The organism is Micromonospora sp. WMMD1082, assembly GCF_029626175.1.
Classification (GTDB): Bacteria; Actinomycetota; Actinomycetes; order Mycobacteriales; family Micromonosporaceae; genus Micromonospora.
The window spans coordinates 5,382,720-5,400,613 of record NZ_JARUBM010000002.1 but is presented as its reverse complement, the minus strand read 5'-3'; the positions used below and the strand labels follow the sequence as shown (position 1 = coordinate 5,400,613).

Below are 17,894 nucleotides of genomic sequence, written 5' to 3'. Positions count from 1 at the left end.
AGGAGAAAGGGATGAAGCGCGCGATACCGGCCGTCATCGCCGCCGCGACGGCGCTGACACTCGTCCTCGCCGGTTGCAGCGGTGACGAGGAGCCAGCCGACCCCAACGCCCCGGTGACGCTCACCCTGGCCGGCTGGAGCCTGGCGTCCACGCCGGAGTTCAAGACGCTCGCCGACGGATTCAGGGCGACGCACCCCAACGTGACGGTCGAACTCAAGGAGTACGACGCCACCAACTACGACACCCAGATGACCGCCGACCTCGCCGCCGGCACCGCCCCCGACCTGTACGTGCTGAAGAATCTCAAGAACTTCTACACCTACCAGAACGGCGGTCAGCTCCGCGAGGTGACCGAGTTGGCCGCCGACCTCGACGACGTACCCTCGCTCGCCGCCTACCAGGTCGACGGCAAGACGTACGCGGTGCCGTACCGGGCGGACTCGTGGGTGCTGTACTACAACAAGGAGCTGTTCGAGAAGGCGCAGGTGGCCCTTCCCGACGGCAGCTGGACCTGGGACGACTACGCCGCCAGGGCCAAGGAGCTGACCAGCGGGCTCAAGGCCACCGGGTCCACCGCCACCGGCGCGTACCTGCACGTGTGGCAGTCCACCGTGCAGGGCTTCGCGTTGGCCCAGACGCCGAACGCGGACCTCCTCTCCGGTGACTTCGGCTTCCTCAAGCCCTACTACCAGCGTTCCCTGGACCTGCAGGCCGCCGGTGCGCAGCCGAGCTTCGGCACCGCGAACACCAACAAGCTCACCTACCAGGCGCAGTTCGGCAAGCAGCAGTCGGCGATGATGGTCATGGGCACCTGGTACATCGCCACCCTGCTCGCGCAGCGGGAGAGCGGCGACGCGGACACCTTCGAGTGGGGCATCGCGCCCGTGCCGCAGTTCGACACGTCCACCGCCGGCACCTCGGCCACACCGGTCACCTTCGGCGACCCGACCGGTCTGGGCATCAACCCGAAGATCAGCGGATCGAAGCTGCCCGCCGCACAGGCGTTCCTCAGCTACGTCGCCGGCGAGGAGGCCGGCAAGGCCCTGGCCGGCATCGGCATCACGCCGGCCCGGTTCTCCGAGCCGGTCACCCAGGCGTTGTTCGGGCTCGACGGGGTGCCGCAGGACGACCTGTCGAAGTTCGCCTTCGCCACCCACACCACCAAGCCCGAGAACCCGGTGTCGAAGCACACCGCCGGGCTGCAGAACCTCCTCAACGAGATGCACACCGCGGTGCTCTCGAACAGCAAGGGGGTCGACGCGGCCGTCGACGAGGCGCAGAAGCGCGCGAAGAACGAGGTCCTCAACCAGTGACGTCGCGGCGGGTCCGGCCCGACGGAAGCCGAGCGCCGGACCCGCCCCAGCCCGAACGATCCCGGAGATCTCTATGGCAATCATGCCGCAGGCGCGGCGCAGGCACCGCGAGCTGGTCTGGCGGAACACCGTCGCCGGCTGGTCGTTCATCCTGCCGAACTTCCTCGGCTTCGCCGTGCTCACGCTGGTGCCGGTCGCGGTGTTGTTCTACATGGCGTTCACCAACTGGAACGTGTTCGGCGTGGCCGAGTGGACCGGCAGCGCCAACTTCCGCCGGATGTGGGGCGACACGAGCTTCTGGACCGCGCTGCGGAACACCCTGTACTACACGGTGTTCCACATCCCACTGACCATGGCGGCGGCGCTGGGCCTCGCGCTGCTGCTCAACCGCAAGCTGCGCGGGGTGGCGTTCTTCCGTACCGTCGCGTTCTTCCCGTACATCACCTCCATCGTCGCGATCGCCGTCGTGTGGAACCTGCTGTTCAGCCCGGAGTACGGGCCGGTCAACGCCTTCCTGCGGACGGTGGGAGTCGCCAACCCGCCCGGCTGGACCACCTCGGCGGACTGGTCGATGCCGGCGGTCATCCTCATCGGCACCTGGCGCTACATGGGCTACTACATGCTGCTCTTCCTCGCCGGCCTGCAGACCATCCCCGCCCAGCTGTACGAGGCCGCGATGATCGACGGCGCCACCCCCTGGCAGCGGTTCGTGAACGTGACCCTGCCCGGGCTGCGGCACACCACGTTCTTCGTCACCGTCCTGCTGACCATCGAGAGCTTCAAGGTCTTCGACCTCATCCTCGTGATGACCGACGGCGGCCCCGGGCAGTCCACCCTGGTGCTGTCGCAGTACATCTACCAGAAGGGGTTCGAGGAGAACCAGTTCGGCTACGCCTCGGCGGTCTCGGTCGTGCTGTTCGCCATCTGCTTCGGGGTCACGATCATCCAGTTCATGATCAACAAGCGGAGGAACGGCTGATGACCGCGACCGACCTCGCCCCGCCAGCCACCGTCACCGTGCCCGGCACCACCGGCTCCCCCCGGCGTCCACCCTCCCGCGCCTGGCGGGTCGCCGGCTACGCCGGCATCGCCCTCGTGGCGGCCGCGCTGCTGCTGCCGTTCTACTGGATGGTGATGTCCTCGTTGAAGACTGACAACGAGGTGTTCACCATCCCGCTCAAGTGGGTGCCCGACCAGCTGGTATGGCGCAACTACGTCGACATCTGGCAGCAGTCGGACATGACCACCTGGCTGGGCAACACCCTGCTGCTGTCGGTCATCGTCACCTTCCTGCAGGTGCTCACCGGCAGCTTCGCCGCCTACGGCTTCGCCCGCATCCGCTTTCCCGGCCGCAACCTGCTGTTCCTGGCGTACGTCGGCACCATCGCCGTGCCGTGGCAGTCGTACATGATCCCGCAGTTCATCATGATGTCGAAGCTGCAACTGTCGGACACCCTCTGGGCGATCGTCGCGCTGCAGGCGTTCGGTGCCTTCGGTGTGTTCCTGATGAAGCAGTTCTACGAGACGATTCCCGAGGAGCTGAGCGAGTCGGCCCGGGTCGACGGGCTCTCCGAGTTCGGCATCTACCGGCGGATCATGCTGCCGCTGTCCCGCCCCGCGCTGGCCAGCCTGGCCCTGATCACCTTCGTCACCACCTGGAACGACTACCTCGGCCCGCTGATCTACCTGCGCAGTCCGGACCTGCGCACCGTCCAGCTGGGACTGCAGACCTTCATCACGCAGTACAACGCCGAGTACGCACTGATCATGACCGGGTCCGTGCTGTCCGTGCTGCCGGTGGCGGCCATCTTCCTGCTCGGGCAGCGGTACTTCATCGAGGGCATCGCCACCACCGGACTGAAGGGCTGAGCCATGCGCCTGCGCCACGACACCATCTCCGCCATCTTCGACGGCGTCTGGGTCGCGCTCGTCACCAACCTGCTGCTGGTGGTCGGCTGCCTGCCCCTGGTGGTGCTCCTGTTCACCACCGAGGCGGCGCGGGCCTGGCCGCTGTACGCGCTGGTCGCGCCCGGCTGCGCGCCCGCGCTCTGCGGGGCCTTCGCGGTGATGTCCGCGTACTCCGCCGGTGACACCGACGGCGTGTTCCGCAGGTTCGGCCGCGCCTGGCGGGCCACCCTACGTCCCGCGACGCGCTGGGCCGCCACCGCCGTGGCCGTCCTGGTCGTGCTGGGCGTCGACGGGTACGCGGCGTGGGGCAGCCGGGCGGGGGCGCTCACGCTGCCGATCCTGGCCATGCTCACCGCGCTCACCGCCGCCACCGCGCTGCTCGGGCTGGTGACCATCGCCGAGCGACCCGGCGCCCGGCTGCGCGACGTGGCCCGCGCCTGCGCGTACCTCGCGGTGCGCCGCTGGTACCTCACCGCCACGTCACTGCTGGTCCTCGCGCTGCTGGCGCAGCTCTTCGTCGCCCGTCCGGCGATCGCGCTCGGTGCGGCGGCCGCGCCGCTGCTCTACGTCGTGTGGGCCAACAGCCGGTACAGCCTGCGCGCCGCGCTCGATCCATCGGCGGCCGCGCCCCAGATCAAGGGAGAACTGCATCCATGACGGCGACCGACGTCCGTCCCAGCCCCGACGCCGACGCCATGGCGGCCGCGGTGGCCGCCGCGATTCGCACCGTCGACGCGAACATCGACGCCTTCGGCGACCGGTACCCTGCGGACACCACCGCCGGCAACCGCTACCCGCTGCGACCATCGACCGCCGGCCAGCCGCCGGGCGCCAACGTCGGCTGGACCACCAGCTTCTGGCCCGGGATGCTCTGGCTGGCCCACGACCTGACCGGCGACGAACGCTACCAGCGGGCCGCGCTGTCGCACGTGGACGCCTTCGCCACCCGGGTGCACCACGGCATCGACCTGGACACCCACGACCTCGGATTCCTCTACACCCTCTCCTGCGTCACCCCGGCCCGCCGGACCGGCGACCCGCGTGCCCGGGACGCGGCCCTGGCCGCCGCCGACCACCTGATGACCCGCGTCCTCGAACCGGCCGGCATCATCCAGGCCTGGGGCGACCTGGACGATCCGCGCCAGCGCGGCCGCACCATCATCGACAGCCTGATGAACACCCCGCTGCTCTTCTGGGCCGGCCACACCACCGGCGACGACCGGTACGCCGCCGCGGCCCGCCGGCACACCACCCAGCTGCGCCGGCACATCCTGCGCCCGGACGGCACCACCTTCCACACCTTCTACTGGGATCCGGACACCGGGGCGCCGCTGCGCGGCGAGACCGAGCAGGGCCACGCCGACCACTCCTGCTGGGCCCGCGGCCAGGCGTGGGGGATCTACGGGTTCGCCCTCAACCACCGCTACACCGCCGACCCGGCGCTGCTGGTGGCCGCGCAGACCTGCGCCGACCACTTCCTCGCCCATCTGCCCGCCGACCACGTCGCCTACTGGGACCTGGAGTTCGGCGACGGCAGTGGCCAGGAACGCGACAGCTCGGCCGCCGCCATCGCCGCCTGCGGCCTGGTCGAACTCGCCGACAACCTCACCGACGCGGGCAGCGCCGACCGGTACCGGGCGGCCGCCGACCGGATCCTGCGCTCCCTCGTCGACAACTACTCCACCGGCGGCCATCCGGTCGCCAACGCGCTGATCCTGCACGGGGTCTACGACAAGCCCAAGGGCATCGGCGTCGACGAGGGCAACCTCTGGGGCGACTACTTCTACATGGAGGCCCTCGCCCGCGCGACCGCCCCCGGCTGGACCAGCCCCTGGTGACCGCACCGACTCCCCCGCCCCCGCTCTCCGGAAAGGTGATCATGGACTACCGCTACCACTGCACCATCCCCGCCGCCGACGGCCACAACACGCTGCCGGTCAATCCCTGCCAGCTGCTGGACTTCGCGCTGCTGAAGCTGCCGGCCGGCCGGTCGTGGACCGGCGAGTCCGGTGACCGGGAGATCCTCGCGGTCATCCTCGGTGGCAGCGCGAGCTTCACCGTCGCCGACCACCACTTCGCCGAGGTGGGCCGACGCCCGGACGTCTTCTCCGGCGCACCGCATTCCGTCTACATCCCCGCCGGTGCCACCGTCACCGTCGAGGCCGTCACCGACGTGGAGATCGCCCTGCCCAGCGCGCCCAGCGACCTGGTCACCGAGCCCTACGTCATCGCACCGGAACAGGTCGTCGGTGGCCGCTGGGGCGCCGCCAACTTCGGCCGCACCTACCACCAGATCCTCACCGAGATCTCCCAACCGGACCTGCCGGCCCGCCGGCTCATCGTCGGCGAGACCTACACGCCCTCCGGCAACTGGAGCACCTACCCCCCGCACCGGCACAAGGTCGACGACCTGCCCGCCGAGGCCGCGCACGAGGAGATGTACTACTACCGCGTCGACCCGGCGGGCGGGTTCGGCATCAGCCGGGTCTACACCGACGAGGGGTACGAGGAGAACGTCACCATCCGCGAGCACGTGATGCAGATGATGCCCGAGGGATACCACACCGTGGTCAGCGCGCCCGGCTACACCACGTACTTCCTGTGGTTCCTGGCCGGCACCCAACGCACCCAGGGCGCGCGCGAGGACGCCGACCTGGCCTGGGTCGGCCAGACCGTGCCGACCCTGCGCAGCGTGGGCCTGTGACGATGGTCCTGGACACGTTCCGCCTCGGCGGTCGCGTCGCCCTCGTCACCGGCGGGAACCGGGGCATCGGCCGGGCCATCGCCATCGCGCTGGCCCAGGCCGGCGCCGACATCGCCCTGCTGGGGCGCGGCGACCCCGCCGAGACGGTCACCGCGGTCGAGGAGCTGGGGCGGCGGGCGCTGGTCGTACCCGCCGACCTCGCCACCGCCGGCCCGGACCAGCTCGCCGACGCCGTCGACGCGGCCACCGCCGGGCTCGGCCGCCTGGACATCCTGGTGAACAACGCCGGCATCATCCGCCGCGCCGCCGCCGTCGCACACCCGCCCGAGGACTGGGACGCGGTGCTGCGGGTCGATCTCGACGCGGTCTTCCACCTCTGCCAGGCGGCCGGGCGGATCATGCTCGGCCAGGGCCACGGGAGGATCGTCAACGTCGCGTCGATGCTCTCGTACCAGGGCGGCATCCGGGTGCCGTCGTACACCGCCGCCAAGCACGCGGTCGTGGGCCTCACCCGCGCCCTGGCCAACGAGTGGGCCGCCGACGGGGTCAACGTCAACGCGATCGCCCCCGGCTACATCGCCACCGACAACACCGCTGCGCTACGCGACGATCCGGACCGGGAACGCGCCATCCGCGAGCGAATCCCGGCCGGACGCTGGGGCACGCCCGAGGACCTCACGGGCGCCGTGGTCTTCCTCGCCTCGGACGCCGCGCGGTACGTGCACGGGGCCGTCCTCGCCGTGGACGGGGGCTGGCTCGCCCGCTAGGAGTGTGCGCATCGTGGAGACAGAGCGGCTGTTCGGACCCCAGCGACAGGAGCGACTGCTCGCCGAGCTTCGCGGTCACGGCGCGGTGCGGGTCCGCGACCTCGCCCGCGAGTTCGGCGTCAGCGAGCTGACGGTCCGCCGCGACATCGCCGCCCTCGCCGAGCGTGGCCTCGTGTCCAAGGTGCACGGCGGCGCCACGCTGCCGACGCACAGCAACACCCTCAGCCAACCCCGACGAGCCCCGGTCCGCTTCACCATCGGCATGGTGGTGCCCTCGCTCGACTTCTACTGGCCGCCGATCGTGGCCGGCGCGCGCGCCGCCGCGGCGGCGCTCGGGGTCAGCATCCAGCTGCGCGGCTCCAGTTACGACCCCGACGAGGACCGCCGCCAGATCACCCGTCTCGTCGAGGCCCAGCAGGTCCAGGGCCTGCTGCTGGCGCCGAGCCTGGACGGCGACGACGCGGACGAGATCCTCGAATGGATCGGCGGGCTGCCGGTACCGACCATCCTCGTCGAACGCCAGCCGCGCCGGTGGACGCCGACCACCCGCCACATCGAGTGGGTACGCAGCGACCACTCGCTCGGCCTCGAGATCGCCGTCTACCACCTGCGGCAACAACGGCACCGACGGATCGGGCTCGTCCTCGCGCAGGGCAGCCCGACGTCGGCGCACCTACGGCAGGCCTGGCGGACGGCCGCCACCGATCCCCGAACGTCCGGCACCCTCGTCATGCAGGAAACGGTCACCGCCCCCGGGGAGCGGGACGTCATCGTCCGCCTCCTCCGGCAGTGCAAGCTCTCCCGGATCACGGCGTTGATCGTGCACAGCGACCCGCACGCCATCGCCGTCGCCCAGTTCTGCGCCGAGTTGGGCATCACCATCCCCGGCGAACTGGCGATCGTGTCCTACGACGACGAGGTCGCCCATCTCGCCGATCCCGCGATCACCGCCGTCCGGCCGCCCAAGAGCCACGTCGGTCGCCTCGCCGTCGAACTCATGGTCTCGCGCCTGCTCGACGGCGAACGCCGCCCCGCGCACCGCGTGCTCCTCGCCCCCGAACTGGTCGTCCGCGGCTCGTCCCTGCGGTTCGCCCCGATGCGCTAGGTCCTCGACGCCTCGCCGGTCACGGCGGTGCGCCCGCCCCCTTCAGGGACGGGCGCACCACACGGCCACGTCACGCGGGCCGCGCTACACCGGGGTACGGGACCACTGCTGGTTGTCCTGGTTACCGCAGGCGAACTGCTGGATGTCGACGCCGTCGCCCGTCCCGGCGCTCACCACGTCCAGGCACTTGCCGCTGTGCCGGGCCACGAGCTGGAAGTAGCTACCGACGGCACGCCACTGCCACTGCTGGTGGGTAGCCCCACTGCAGGTGTACTGGACGATGTTCGCCCGATCCGCCGTGGACGCGCTCGCCACGTCCAGGCACTTTCCGCTGTTCTGGTTGACGATCCGGAAGTAACCGCCGCCGGCGTCCTCGAACGTCCACCGCTGGTTCCCTCCGCCGTTCCAGCCCCACTGCTTGATCTCGGCGCCGTTGGCCGTGGACGCCCCGATCACGTCCAGCACCCTGCCGCTGTGCCGCGCCGTCACCCGGTACTGTTCCGCGACCCCGGACGAGACGGCGAGCACCGTGCCGTGACGACAGCCGGAGCAGTTCACGCTGCTGAGGCCGGACCAGTTGTCGAGGTCCGAGCTGGTGGCCGTCCAGATGCCGCCGTTGGTGTAACGGTCGACGTAGATGCGCCAGGTGCCGTTCTCCATCCGGACCAGCGCCGGTCCCTCGTACCCCGAACTCCACAGGGCGCCACGGGAGGTCCAGCCGCTGGTGAGGCTCGACGTGCTCGTCCAGTGCTCGATGTACTTCGACGTCTCGTTCTTGACGAAGGCGTGATAGGTGGCGCCAGAACGCACCACGAAGGTGTCGATGTAGTTCGTACCGAGCCCGCCCATCTGGACCGGCCCGCTCCACGACGTCAGGGCGCTGTTCTGGGCGGTGTAGACGTAGGGCCGGAAGCAGTTGGCACATGTCGTCTGCGCCACGCTCGCGATGACGCGTACGGTGTTCCCCTCCACGAAGAACTCCGGCGCCCAGACGAACCTGGTGTCGGCGATCCCCGAGTTGACGCTGGCCACATGCGTCCAGCTGACCAGGTCGGTGCTGGATGCGATGTTGAAGTACGTGGAGTTCGTCGTCCAGGACTGGGCGGTGTGCGCGATGTAGTACCTGCCATTGTGGTTGATGATGCTGGGGTCGCGCAGTACGCCGCTCGGCCCGCGGTAGTTCGTGTCGGCGAGGACGCTGAAGCTCGTCGCGTCCGTCGACCGGTAGACCCACAGCTCCTGGTCGGCCGCGCCGTCGCCCTTGAAGGTGGTGTAGAGGTAGGTCGTGGCCGCGGATGCCGGGCTCGCGAGGACGAGTCCGGTGCTGGCGACGACGAGCAGGAGGGCGGCCAGCCGGGCCACCGACCGTCTGATCTTGCTGATCTTGCGTACGCCTTGTCTCATGCCGGGTTCCATGGGTTTCTACTCGAGGAAGAAGGTGGCGTCGGCCCGGTCGGCGGCGGTGCTGACCGGTTGGATGTGCAGCAGGTAGTCGTAGTGGCGCACGTACCGGCCGGCGACGTTGGCGGACTCGAACGAGACTCCGGCCGAGTCGGACAGGCCGCTGCGCTGGTAGAAGCTCGCGTCGTTGCGGAACTGCGTGGAGCCGTCGTTCTGCTCGACCCAGACCTCGTTGTTGCGGTGCCGCAGGTAGTAGCCGGGGAAGTTCGTCGACTCCAACGAGACGGTCGCGCTGCCGGCGAGCCCGGTCACGATCCGGAACTGCGAGTCGGCGAGGTTGGTCACGTCCGCGTCGATCCGGGCGCGGTAGTTGTAGTGCCGGATGTAGCGCTGCGGGAAGTTGGCCGAGCGCAGCCGGTACGGTGTCACGCCGTCGGGAACCGGAATGCCGAAGTTCGGCGTGCCGTCGGCGTTCCAGTACAACTTCTGGATCCGGGTCCGGCGGTCCGGGTTGTTGAGCGGTTCACCGGAGATGTTCTGGTAGCTGCGGTCGTGATACACGAGGATGTCGCTCTGCCCGTCCTCCGACACGGTGAACGAGTTGTGGCCGGGGCCGTACTGGCTCGTCCGCGAGTTGCTCGCGAAGACCGGGTTGGGGTTCTTCGTCCACGACGACGGGTCGAGCAGGTTCGCCGAGGCGCTGGCGGTGAGCAGACCGATGCAGTAGTTCGCGTCGGTCGCGCTGGCCGAGTAGGCCATGAAGACCCTGCCGTTGCGGATGATGACGGCCGCTCCCTCGTTGACCCGGTGGCCCCGGGTCTCCCAGCTGTGGGTCGGCACGCTGATGCGTACCTGCGATCCGCTGATCTGCCACGGATTGGCACCCATCCGGGCGAGGTAGAGGTTGGAGCTGGCGTTGATCCCGGGTTCCGACTGTGCCCAGGCCAGATAGCGCTGCCCGTTGTGCACGAAGGTGGTGGCGTCGAGGGCGAACGAGTCCCAGTTCGTCACGATGCGCCCGCGCTCGGTCCAGGTGCCCTGGAGCGGATTGGCGCTGGAGTTCTCCAGCACGTACATCCGGATGCGCCAGATGTCGTCGGCCCGCCCGGCCGCGAAGTAGACGTACCATCTGCCGTTGATGAAGTGGATCTCCGGTGCCCAGATGTGCGCCGACATCTCACCGCTGGTGTGCCGGGTCCAGATGGTGGTCTCGGGGGCGCTGGCGAGCCCCTGCAGCGTGGTCGCCCGGCGCAGCACGATCCGGTCGTACGCCGGCACGGTGGCCGTGAGGTAGTAGTAGCCGTCGGTGTGCTTGACGATGTGCGGGTCGGCCCGCTGCGCCACCAACGAGTTGGTGTACCGGACGGGCGACGCCGCCGAGGCGGGCATGGCTCCGTATCCCGTCGTGAGGACCACCGCCACGGCCGCCAGCGCGCCGACCAGCGCACGCGACCATCGATTCAGGATTCTCATGACACCCTGCCTTCAGACGTGGAAGTTGGCGCCGACCGGGAACGGTCGGCAGGTCATGGTGTTGTCGGGGTGGTGGCGGCTACGGGGTGACGCGGAACGTCGCGTCCTGCCGGTCGCTGGCGCTCGAATTCGCGCTGAGCGGGTCGATGCGCAGCAGGTAGTCGGCGTGCCGGAGGTAGCGGTCCGGGAAGTTGTGCGACCGGAACGACTGCCATCCCGCGTCCGCCAACCCGGCGACCCGGTGGAACGTCGCGTCGGCCCGGAACGTCGCGGTGTTGTCGTCGGCGTCCAGCCGGATCGCGTAGTTGCTGTGCCGCAGGTACCGGGACGGGACGTTGACCGACTGGAAGGAGACGCCGGCCGGGTCGGCCAGGCCCGGCACCATCCGCCACAGCTGGTCCTGGTACGGGTCGAACGGGTACGCGTCGAGCCGGCCGATGTTGCCGGCGTGCCGCACGTACCGGTCCGGGAAGTTCGACGACTTGAGCCGCACCCAGTTCGGCAGGCCCCACCGGGACACCAGGCCGGTGTACTCGGCGCCGCTGATGCCGGCGATCGAGCCGTGCTTGGCGTTCAGCGGCGGCGTGTAGTCACGCTGGTTGAGCGCGGTCCACGAGTTGCCGCCGATGGTCGACGTGGACCACGCGTAGAAGTCGTTGTTGACCGGGCTGAACGAGTCGCCCCACAACCGCCAACCGTTGCCCTCGTTGTTCTTCACCAGCAGCGGCGCCTCGATCGCGCCGCCCTGCCGCAGTCCACTCGTGTACGTGGTGAAGCTGTTCGGCGCCCCGGTCGAGGAACGCGCGCCGTAGAGCAGACCGTTGGCGAGGTTCTTGTAGTACAGGTAGTAGGTCGAGCCGTCGACCACGATGTCGCCGTCCAGCACCGGAAACCCGGGGCTGAAGAAGACCTGGTTGGCCCCGACCGTCCGGAAGTCGGAGGTGTAGTTGACCATCAACACGTCGCTGCCGTTGTTCGCCGAGTAGACGATGCCGTACTGCCCCCGTGCGGCGTCCCAGAACGCGGTCGGGGCCCAGGTGTGGGTGTTCAGGCTGTGCATCCGGATCCGGCGGTAGCCGGTGAACCCGGTCAGGTCGGTCGAGTCCCACACGTGCAGGTACTGGTTGTTCTGGCTGAAGTCGGTGCCGTTCAGGTCGGTGGCCAGGATGACGAACGTGCCGTCGCGCTTGCGCAGGATGAACGGATCCCGCAGGCCGCGCGTGCCGGCCGTCGGCGTGACCACCGGATTGTTCTGGTTCAACGGCGACCAGTTCAGCCCGTCCTGACTGACCGCCAGGTGCAGGCCGTAGTTGGCCCCGTTCCGGTTCGGCGTCTCGGTGAAGTACGCGAACACGTACGCCGTGTTGGCCGCCGATGCCGCCGGTGGCGCGGTGACCACGGCACCCGCCGTGGCCGCCGTGGACAGGGCGGCGAGCAGGGCAAACGATCTTCGGGTCAGTAGCACGATGACGGCCTCTCGCTCGTGGGACGGGTGCGGGCTGGGCGCTGCGACGCGGCGATGGCAGGTGCGCCTCGCCGGAGTTCGCGGGTCAGCTCGACTGTCTGTTAGCGCTAACAGTTGGCGGCCACGCCGCGACAGAATCGAACGGCGATGGACGTGCGACACTTCATCACGGGTGCCGGCCCTGACACGGGCGTCGACCGCAGCCCGTACGCGCCAGACCGATTACGGTAGTGTTACCGATGAATGTTAGCGGTAACACACTATCTGTCAAGCCTCGACCACCCTCGATCGGAGTCACCCGGCCGGGCGCGGCGCTCTTGACCTCCACCGGGCTTCAGGTTCTACGTTCGACGCCCGTCGTCCACCCCGGGGGTGCGCAATGACCATGCCAGACCTACCCGACGCCGAACTCGCCGCTCAGCCGGCCGCCTACTGGACCGGGGTCGCCTACGAGGCGCTGATCGCCTTCACCCGTGCGCGGCACGCCGGGTTCGGCTTCACCCAGCCGCAGATCTGGCTGCTCCGCAACCTGTCGAAGCACGACATCTCGCCCGACGGTCACGGCATGACCATCCCCGAACTGGAGCGGGCGATGAGCACGTACCTCAGGAGCGAGGACGACCTGGCGGCCGAGGCCGAGGTGTTGCTGGATCGCGGCTGGCTCACCCGCGACGGCGAGGGCCGGCTGTGGCTGACCGACGCGGGCGAGCAGGCCCGTATCGAGCTGAAGAAGCACGCCCCGGCGATCCACGATCGGATCCACCAGGGCATCGACGACGCCGACTACGTCACGGCGCTGAAGGTCCTCCGGCAGATGATCCGCAACGTCGGTGGTCCCGCCAGGTAGGCGAGCCCGGCCACCGCCGATCCGGGCGCTACATTTCTGTCGTGTACGCTCCGTTCTTAGGGCAGGCTAACCTTTGTTGCCGCCGCTACGGAGCCCCTCACCCCTTGGCAGAAAGCAGAACCATGTTGCGCCTTCGTTACGCCGGACCGCGCGGCACCGCCGCGTCGGTCCGACGTCTCATCGTCGCCGTGACCGCCGCCGCGACGGCCCTGGCGCTGGCCGCCTGCGCGACGGCCGGCGCCGGCAGCACGTCACAGACCGGAACGGCCCGCACGATCACCCACGAACTCGGCGAGACAGCGATCACCGGCACGCCGGGCCGGGTCGTGGCGCTGGAGTTCTCGTTCGTGCAGGCGCTCGATGCGCTCGGCGTCCAGCCCGTCGGGATCGCCGACGACGATGACGCCGACCGCATCCGGCAACTGCTGGGCGCGCCGATCGAGTACACCTCGGTGGGCACCCGGCTGGAGCCGAACCTCGAACTGGTCAGCAGCCTGAGCCCGGACCTCATCATCGCCGACCTGACCCGGCACACCGCGATCGTGCCGCAGCTGAAGCAGATCGCCCCGACCATCGTGCTCAACAGCTGGGAGGGCAGCTACCAGGACATCAAGGACGCCGTGGTCACCATCGCGGATGCCCTCGACGATCGCACCAAGGGCGAGCAGGTCGTCGCGCAGCACGAGGCGCGCATCAAGGAACTGGCGGCCCGGATACCGGACGGCGAGGATCGCCGCTTCCTGCTCGCCGTGGCGACGCCCGATGCGATGAGCCTGCACACCTCCGCCGCGTTCAGCGGTTCCGTGTTCCAGGCGTTGGGCCTCAGCGCCGCCGTCACGGCCGACGACGCGGTCGAGTCCGGCGTGGGCATCGAACGCCTGCTGGACGTCGACCCCGACGTGCTGTTCGTCGCGACCGACGGACCGGGCACGGTGTTCGAGCAGTGGCAGAAGAACTCCGCGTGGTCGTCGATGTCGGCCGTCGCCAAGGGCTCGGTCTTCAACGTCGACCGCAACCAGTACGCGCGCTTCCGCGGCCTGCAGACCGCCGAGACGATCGCGGCGGACATCGTCCAGAACGTCGTCGGTGAGCGCTGACGCCGACGCGGCACCGAAGGCGCGGGCGGTCGGGTCCGACCGCCCGCGCCGGGCGCCTGCCGCCGTCGCCATCGCCGGCGGGCTGCTGCTGCTCCTCGTGGTCGGCGTGGTCAGTCTCGGCACCGGCCCGACGGGGATCGGCTGGTCCCGGGCGATCGCGGCGCTCCTCGACGACGAGCCGTCGCGGCTGCGCAGCCTGGTCGTCGACGTGCGGCTGCCCCGGGCGCTGCTCGCCGTCCTCGTCGGTGGCAGCCTCGCCGTCGCCGGACTGCTCGCGCAGGCGCTGACCCGCAACCCGCTCGCGTCGCCGCAGACGTTCGGGATCAACGCCGGTGCGGCGGTCGCGATCGTGACCGCCACGATCGCGTTCCCGAATCTCGGCGCCCTCGGCACCGTGGCGGCACTCGTCGGCGCGGCCGTCGTCGGCGCCATCATGTGGGCGCTGTCGACCACCGGCGCGGTGACCATCGTGGGGCTCGCGCTGGCGGGCATGACGATGCAGATCGTGCTCTCCGCGCTCGTCCAGGCAATCCTGATCATGAACAATTCCACCCACGACATCGTGTTCTGGCTGGCCGGCTCGGTCACCGGTGCGCAGTGGGACGACGTCGCCCTGCTCGCCCCCGCCACCGCCATCGGCTGCGCCGCCGCACTCGTCGGCTCGCGTTCGTTCGCGCTGCTCGCCCTCGACACCACCACCGCGGCGAGCCTCGGGCAGCGCCCCGCCCGCGCCGCCGGGGCGGCCGCGACCATCGTCGTCGTGCTCGCGGGCACCGCGGTCGCGGTCGCCGGGCCGATCGGCTTCATCGGCCTGATCGTTCCGCACATCGCCCGGCGCCTGGTCGGCCCGCGCTTCGTCACCCAACTCGTCGCCTGCCTCGTACTCGGCCCGCTGCTGCTGCTCAGTGCCGACGTGCTCGCCCGGCTCGTCGCCTTCCCGGCCGAGACACCGGCAGGGATCGTCACCGCCCTGCTCGGCGCCCCGGTCTTCCTCATCCTGGCCATCCGCGCGAGGCGCGCGTGACCGCCGCGACCCGCGCCCCACGCACACCCGGGCGGGAATCAACCGGAGCGGGCGCGGCAACGACGCGCCGTGCCCTGGCCGTGGCGGCGATCTCGGCCGCGCTACTGCTCCTGGCCGTGCTGAGCACCGGATTCGGCGCCGTCCCGCTCACCCCCGCGGCGGTCGTCGACGGGATGTTCGGCGGTGACCACGCGTTCATCGTGCAGCAGTACCGGCTCCCCCGCATCGGGGTCTGCGTCCTGGCCGGCGCCGCTTTGGCGGTGGCGGGAATGCTGCTGCAGTCCGCGGTGCGCAACGCGCTCGCCTCTCCCGACGTCGTCGGCGTCACCAAGGGCGCCGGGCTCGGCGCCATGATCGCCACCGTGCTCGCCCCGCCCACCGCGCTGCTCGTCGCCGTGCCGGTCGGCGTCGTGGCCGGCGCCCTGCTCGTGACGCTGCTGCTGCTCGGCGTCGCCCGGCTCGTCGGCAGCCGCGGAGCGACCCTCGCCCTGGTCGGCGTCGCCATCGCCGCCATCGCCGGCGCCGCCATCCAGTACCTCATGGTCGCCCACCCCGGATACTCGGATCAGGCGATGGTGTGGCTGGCCGGCAGCGTCTACGGCAGCACCCCGACCGACGTCGCGTTCCTGGCGATCTGGCTGCTCTGCTGCACCCCGTTCGTCCTCGTGTGCGCCGCCCGGCTCGATCTGGCCGCCTTCGACGACGACACCCAGGGCAGCCTCGGCGTCGCCCCGGTCGTGAACCGCACCCTGTTCGTCTGCACCGCGGTCGCGCTGACCGCCGGTGCGGTCAGCGCGGTCGGCGGCATCGGGTTCCTCGGCCTGCTCGCCCCGCACCTGGCCCGGCTCGTCGTCGGGCCACGCGCGCGCTGGTGCGTGCCCACCACGGCGCTGCTCGGCGCCATGCTGCTCACCCTCGCCGACCTCACCGGGCGGCTCATCGCGCTGCCCAACGAGATTCCCGCCGGCATCGTCGCCGCCATCGCCGGTGGCCCCTACCTCCTCTTCTTGCTCTTCAGAGAGGCCAGACGAGATGGCTGACGTCGCTGTCCCACTGCTCGAGGCACGCCGCCTGTCCGTCGGATACCACCCGGGCAACCCCATCCTCGACGGGGTCGACCTGACGATTCCACCCGGACGCATCACCGCGCTCATCGGCGCGAACGGCAGCGGCAAGTCCACCCTGCTGCGTACCCTCGGCAACGCCCTCCCGCCGCTGCGCGGCCAGGTCCTGCTCGACGGCACGGACCTGCGGGCGATCCCGCGCCGCCGCATCGCCCGCACCGTGTCGATGCTGCCGCAACAGCCGGTCGCGCCGGAGGGCATTACCGTGCGGGGGCTCAGCGAGTTCGGCCGGCACCCGCACCGCGGGTTCCTCACGAGGGAGCGCCCCGAGGATCGGGCCATCGTCGAGCAGTCGCTCGCCGCGGCCGGGCTCGACGACCTCGCCGACCGTACGCTGGACTCGCTCTCCGGTGGGCAACGGCAACGCGCCTGGATCTCCATGGCGCTGGCCCAGGACACCCCCGTCATGCTGCTGGACGAGCCGACCACCTACCTCGACATCGCCCATCAACTCGAGGTGCTCGACCTCCTCGCGGACCTCAACCGCCGCCGTGGCACGGCGATCGTCATGGTCGTGCACGACCTCAACCAGGCCGCGCACTACGCCCACCACGTCGTCGCCGTCCACAGTGGGCGCGTACACGCGACCGGCACACCGCACGAGGTCCTCACCGAGCAGCTCGTCAAGGAGGTGTTCGGCGTCGGATCGGTCGTCATCGACCACCCCGTCACCCACGCCCCGCTCGTCCTGCCCCTTCCCCGCACCCCGTACGCCGTCGCCACCCTTGGCTCGCAGACCGATACCCTGGCGGGCCGGAGGTGGCGGCAACGATGAGCGGCGGAACCGGCAGCGACGACGTACTCGCCGAGCGACTGCGCACGCACGGGGGCACCCTGCCGCGCGCCGAGCGCAGGATCGCGGAGTACCTCGCCACGGTGCCCCCCGCCGAGCTGCCGTTCCTCGGGGCCACCCAGATCGCCCAGGCGACCGGCACCAGCGACGCCAGCGTCATCCGCACCGCGCGCAGCCTCGGCTTCAGCGGGCTTCCGGAGCTCAAGCGCGTCGCGAGCCGACCCCGCCGCGTCGAGGTGTCGCGCGCCGAGCGCCGGCAGGCGCAGCTGTCCGCGCTCGGCGGTGAATCCGCGACGGTCGCACGGGCGTTCCACGACGCGTTGCGGGAACTCCTCGACGACAACGAACAACTCCTCGACCTCACGGAACTCGAACGCGCCCGAGCCGCGATCGTTGCCGCCCAGACCGTGTGGACGATCGGGATCGGCACCTCGGGCGCCGCCGCCCTGTACCTCGCCGACCAACTCACCCGCGCCGGACATCGCGCACGCTGGACCCGCGCGTCCGGCTTCGACCTCGCCAACGAACTGCTGGCGGTCCAGCCGGGTGACGCCATCGTGCTCATCCACGCCGCCAGCCCGATCCGGGAGTTCGCGGACGTGATCGCGTGGGCGTCCGGCGCGGGTGTTCCCGTCGTCCTCATCACCGGCACGCAGCTCGCCGAGCGCTACCGCGACGAGGTCTCGGCCGTGCTGCGCTGCGTGGGCACCGCCTCGGAACTCACCCGGTGGGTGATCGCCGCCGTGCAGCTCGCCGAACTCCTCGCGATCATCGTCGCCACCTCGGATCCGGCGCAGGCGGCCGGAGCCAGCAGGCGCCTGGCCGAACTCCGCCAGGCGGTCGCCGGCGAGCCCTCGGCGTGACCCGACGGCG

The 17,894-nt window shown here is 70.4% G+C and carries 17 protein-coding genes; 14 read left to right on the top strand and 3 right to left on the bottom strand.

Annotation, left to right across the window (positions count from 1 at the left end; translation table 11 throughout):
* The first annotated feature begins 11 nt into the window (after positions 1-11).
* The 8 genes from O7615_RS24870 (at position 12) to O7615_RS24835 (ending at position 7,797) form a co-directional block, all read left to right on the top strand.
* Entirely contained in the window at positions 12-1,313 is a 1,302-nt protein-coding gene (locus O7615_RS24870) for an extracellular solute-binding protein (protein ID WP_278180208.1), read from the top strand.
* Positions 1,314-1,386: 73 nt separating this feature from the next.
* Positions 1,387-2,292: a sugar ABC transporter permease gene (locus O7615_RS24865; protein WP_278180207.1), complete on the top strand. Its 906-nt coding sequence runs from the start codon at positions 1,387-1,389 to the stop codon at positions 2,290-2,292.
* Positions 2,292-3,182 (top strand): carbohydrate ABC transporter permease, encoded by an 891-nt coding sequence (locus O7615_RS24860; RefSeq protein WP_278180206.1) that lies wholly within the window; start codon positions 2,292-2,294, stop codon positions 3,180-3,182. The genes O7615_RS24865 and O7615_RS24860 overlap by 1 nt, the downstream gene beginning before the upstream one ends.
* A gap of 3 nt (positions 3,183-3,185) precedes the next feature.
* A complete protein-coding gene (locus O7615_RS24855) occupies positions 3,186-3,878 on the top strand; it encodes a hypothetical protein (protein WP_278180205.1) in 693 nt (230 codons plus the stop codon).
* Positions 3,875-5,059, top strand: a complete 1,185-nt coding sequence (locus O7615_RS24850; protein WP_278180204.1) for a glycoside hydrolase family 88 protein — start codon at positions 3,875-3,877, stop codon at positions 5,057-5,059. Before O7615_RS24855 ends, O7615_RS24850 begins: the two co-directional genes overlap by 4 nt.
* Positions 5,056-5,925 carry a 5-deoxy-glucuronate isomerase gene (iolB, locus tag O7615_RS24845; protein WP_278180203.1) on the top strand — a complete coding sequence of 290 codons (870 nt, stop codon included), beginning with the start codon at positions 5,056-5,058 and terminating at the stop codon, positions 5,923-5,925. Before O7615_RS24850 ends, iolB begins: the two co-directional genes overlap by 4 nt.
* 2 nt (positions 5,926-5,927) lie before the next feature.
* A complete protein-coding gene (gene kduD / locus O7615_RS24840; protein WP_278182217.1) occupies positions 5,928-6,692 on the top strand; it encodes a 2-dehydro-3-deoxy-D-gluconate 5-dehydrogenase KduD in 765 nt (254 codons plus the stop codon).
* A gap of 13 nt (positions 6,693-6,705) precedes the next feature.
* Positions 6,706-7,797 (top strand): substrate-binding domain-containing protein, encoded by a 1,092-nt coding sequence (locus tag O7615_RS24835; RefSeq protein WP_278180202.1) that lies wholly within the window; start codon positions 6,706-6,708, stop codon positions 7,795-7,797.
* A gap of 84 nt (positions 7,798-7,881) precedes the next feature.
* Here the strand turns inward: O7615_RS24835 and O7615_RS24830 are convergent, their stop codons facing one another.
* The 3 genes from O7615_RS24830 to O7615_RS24820 all read right to left on the bottom strand — a co-directional run bounded on the left by O7615_RS24830 (position 7,882) and on the right by O7615_RS24820 (position 12,136).
* The gene (locus O7615_RS24830; RefSeq protein WP_278180201.1) at positions 7,882-9,201 is read right to left on the bottom strand and encodes an RICIN domain-containing protein; all 1,320 of its coding nucleotides are present in this window, start codon (positions 9,199-9,201) and stop codon (positions 7,882-7,884) included.
* An 18-nt stretch (positions 9,202-9,219) separates the two neighbouring features.
* A complete protein-coding gene (locus O7615_RS24825; RefSeq protein WP_278180200.1) occupies positions 9,220-10,671 on the bottom strand; it encodes a family 43 glycosylhydrolase in 1,452 nt (483 codons plus the stop codon).
* Positions 10,672-10,750: 79 nt separating this feature from the next.
* Positions 10,751-12,136, bottom strand: a complete 1,386-nt coding sequence (locus O7615_RS24820) for a glycoside hydrolase family 43 protein (RefSeq protein ID WP_278180199.1) — start codon at positions 12,134-12,136, stop codon at positions 10,751-10,753.
* A 379-nt stretch (positions 12,137-12,515) separates the two neighbouring features.
* On the opposite strand from O7615_RS24820, the gene O7615_RS24815 reads away from it, so the two are divergent.
* Genes O7615_RS24815 through O7615_RS24790 form a run of 6 tightly spaced genes read left to right on the top strand, consistent with a single transcriptional unit; the run spans position 12,516 to position 17,884 of the window.
* The gene (locus O7615_RS24815) at positions 12,516-12,983 is read left to right on the top strand and encodes a MarR family winged helix-turn-helix transcriptional regulator (RefSeq protein ID WP_278180198.1); all 468 of its coding nucleotides are present in this window, start codon (positions 12,516-12,518) and stop codon (positions 12,981-12,983) included.
* 41 nt (positions 12,984-13,024) lie between these two features.
* Entirely contained in the window at positions 13,025-14,080 is a 1,056-nt protein-coding gene (locus tag O7615_RS24810) for an ABC transporter substrate-binding protein (RefSeq protein ID WP_278180197.1), read from the top strand.
* Entirely contained in the window at positions 14,070-15,104 is a 1,035-nt protein-coding gene (locus tag O7615_RS24805) for an iron ABC transporter permease (RefSeq protein ID WP_278180196.1), read from the top strand. Before O7615_RS24810 ends, O7615_RS24805 begins: the two co-directional genes overlap by 11 nt.
* The gene (locus O7615_RS24800) at positions 15,101-16,144 is read left to right on the top strand and encodes an iron ABC transporter permease (RefSeq protein WP_278180195.1); all 1,044 of its coding nucleotides are present in this window, start codon (positions 15,101-15,103) and stop codon (positions 16,142-16,144) included. Before O7615_RS24805 ends, O7615_RS24800 begins: the two co-directional genes overlap by 4 nt.
* Positions 16,137-17,003, top strand: a complete 867-nt coding sequence (locus tag O7615_RS24795) for an ABC transporter ATP-binding protein (protein ID WP_278180194.1) — start codon at positions 16,137-16,139, stop codon at positions 17,001-17,003. The genes O7615_RS24800 and O7615_RS24795 overlap by 8 nt, the downstream gene beginning before the upstream one ends.
* Entirely contained in the window at positions 17,000-17,884 is an 885-nt protein-coding gene (locus O7615_RS24790; protein ID WP_278180193.1) for a MurR/RpiR family transcriptional regulator, read from the top strand. Before O7615_RS24795 ends, O7615_RS24790 begins: the two co-directional genes overlap by 4 nt.
* Positions 17,885-17,894: the final 10 nt, after the last annotated feature.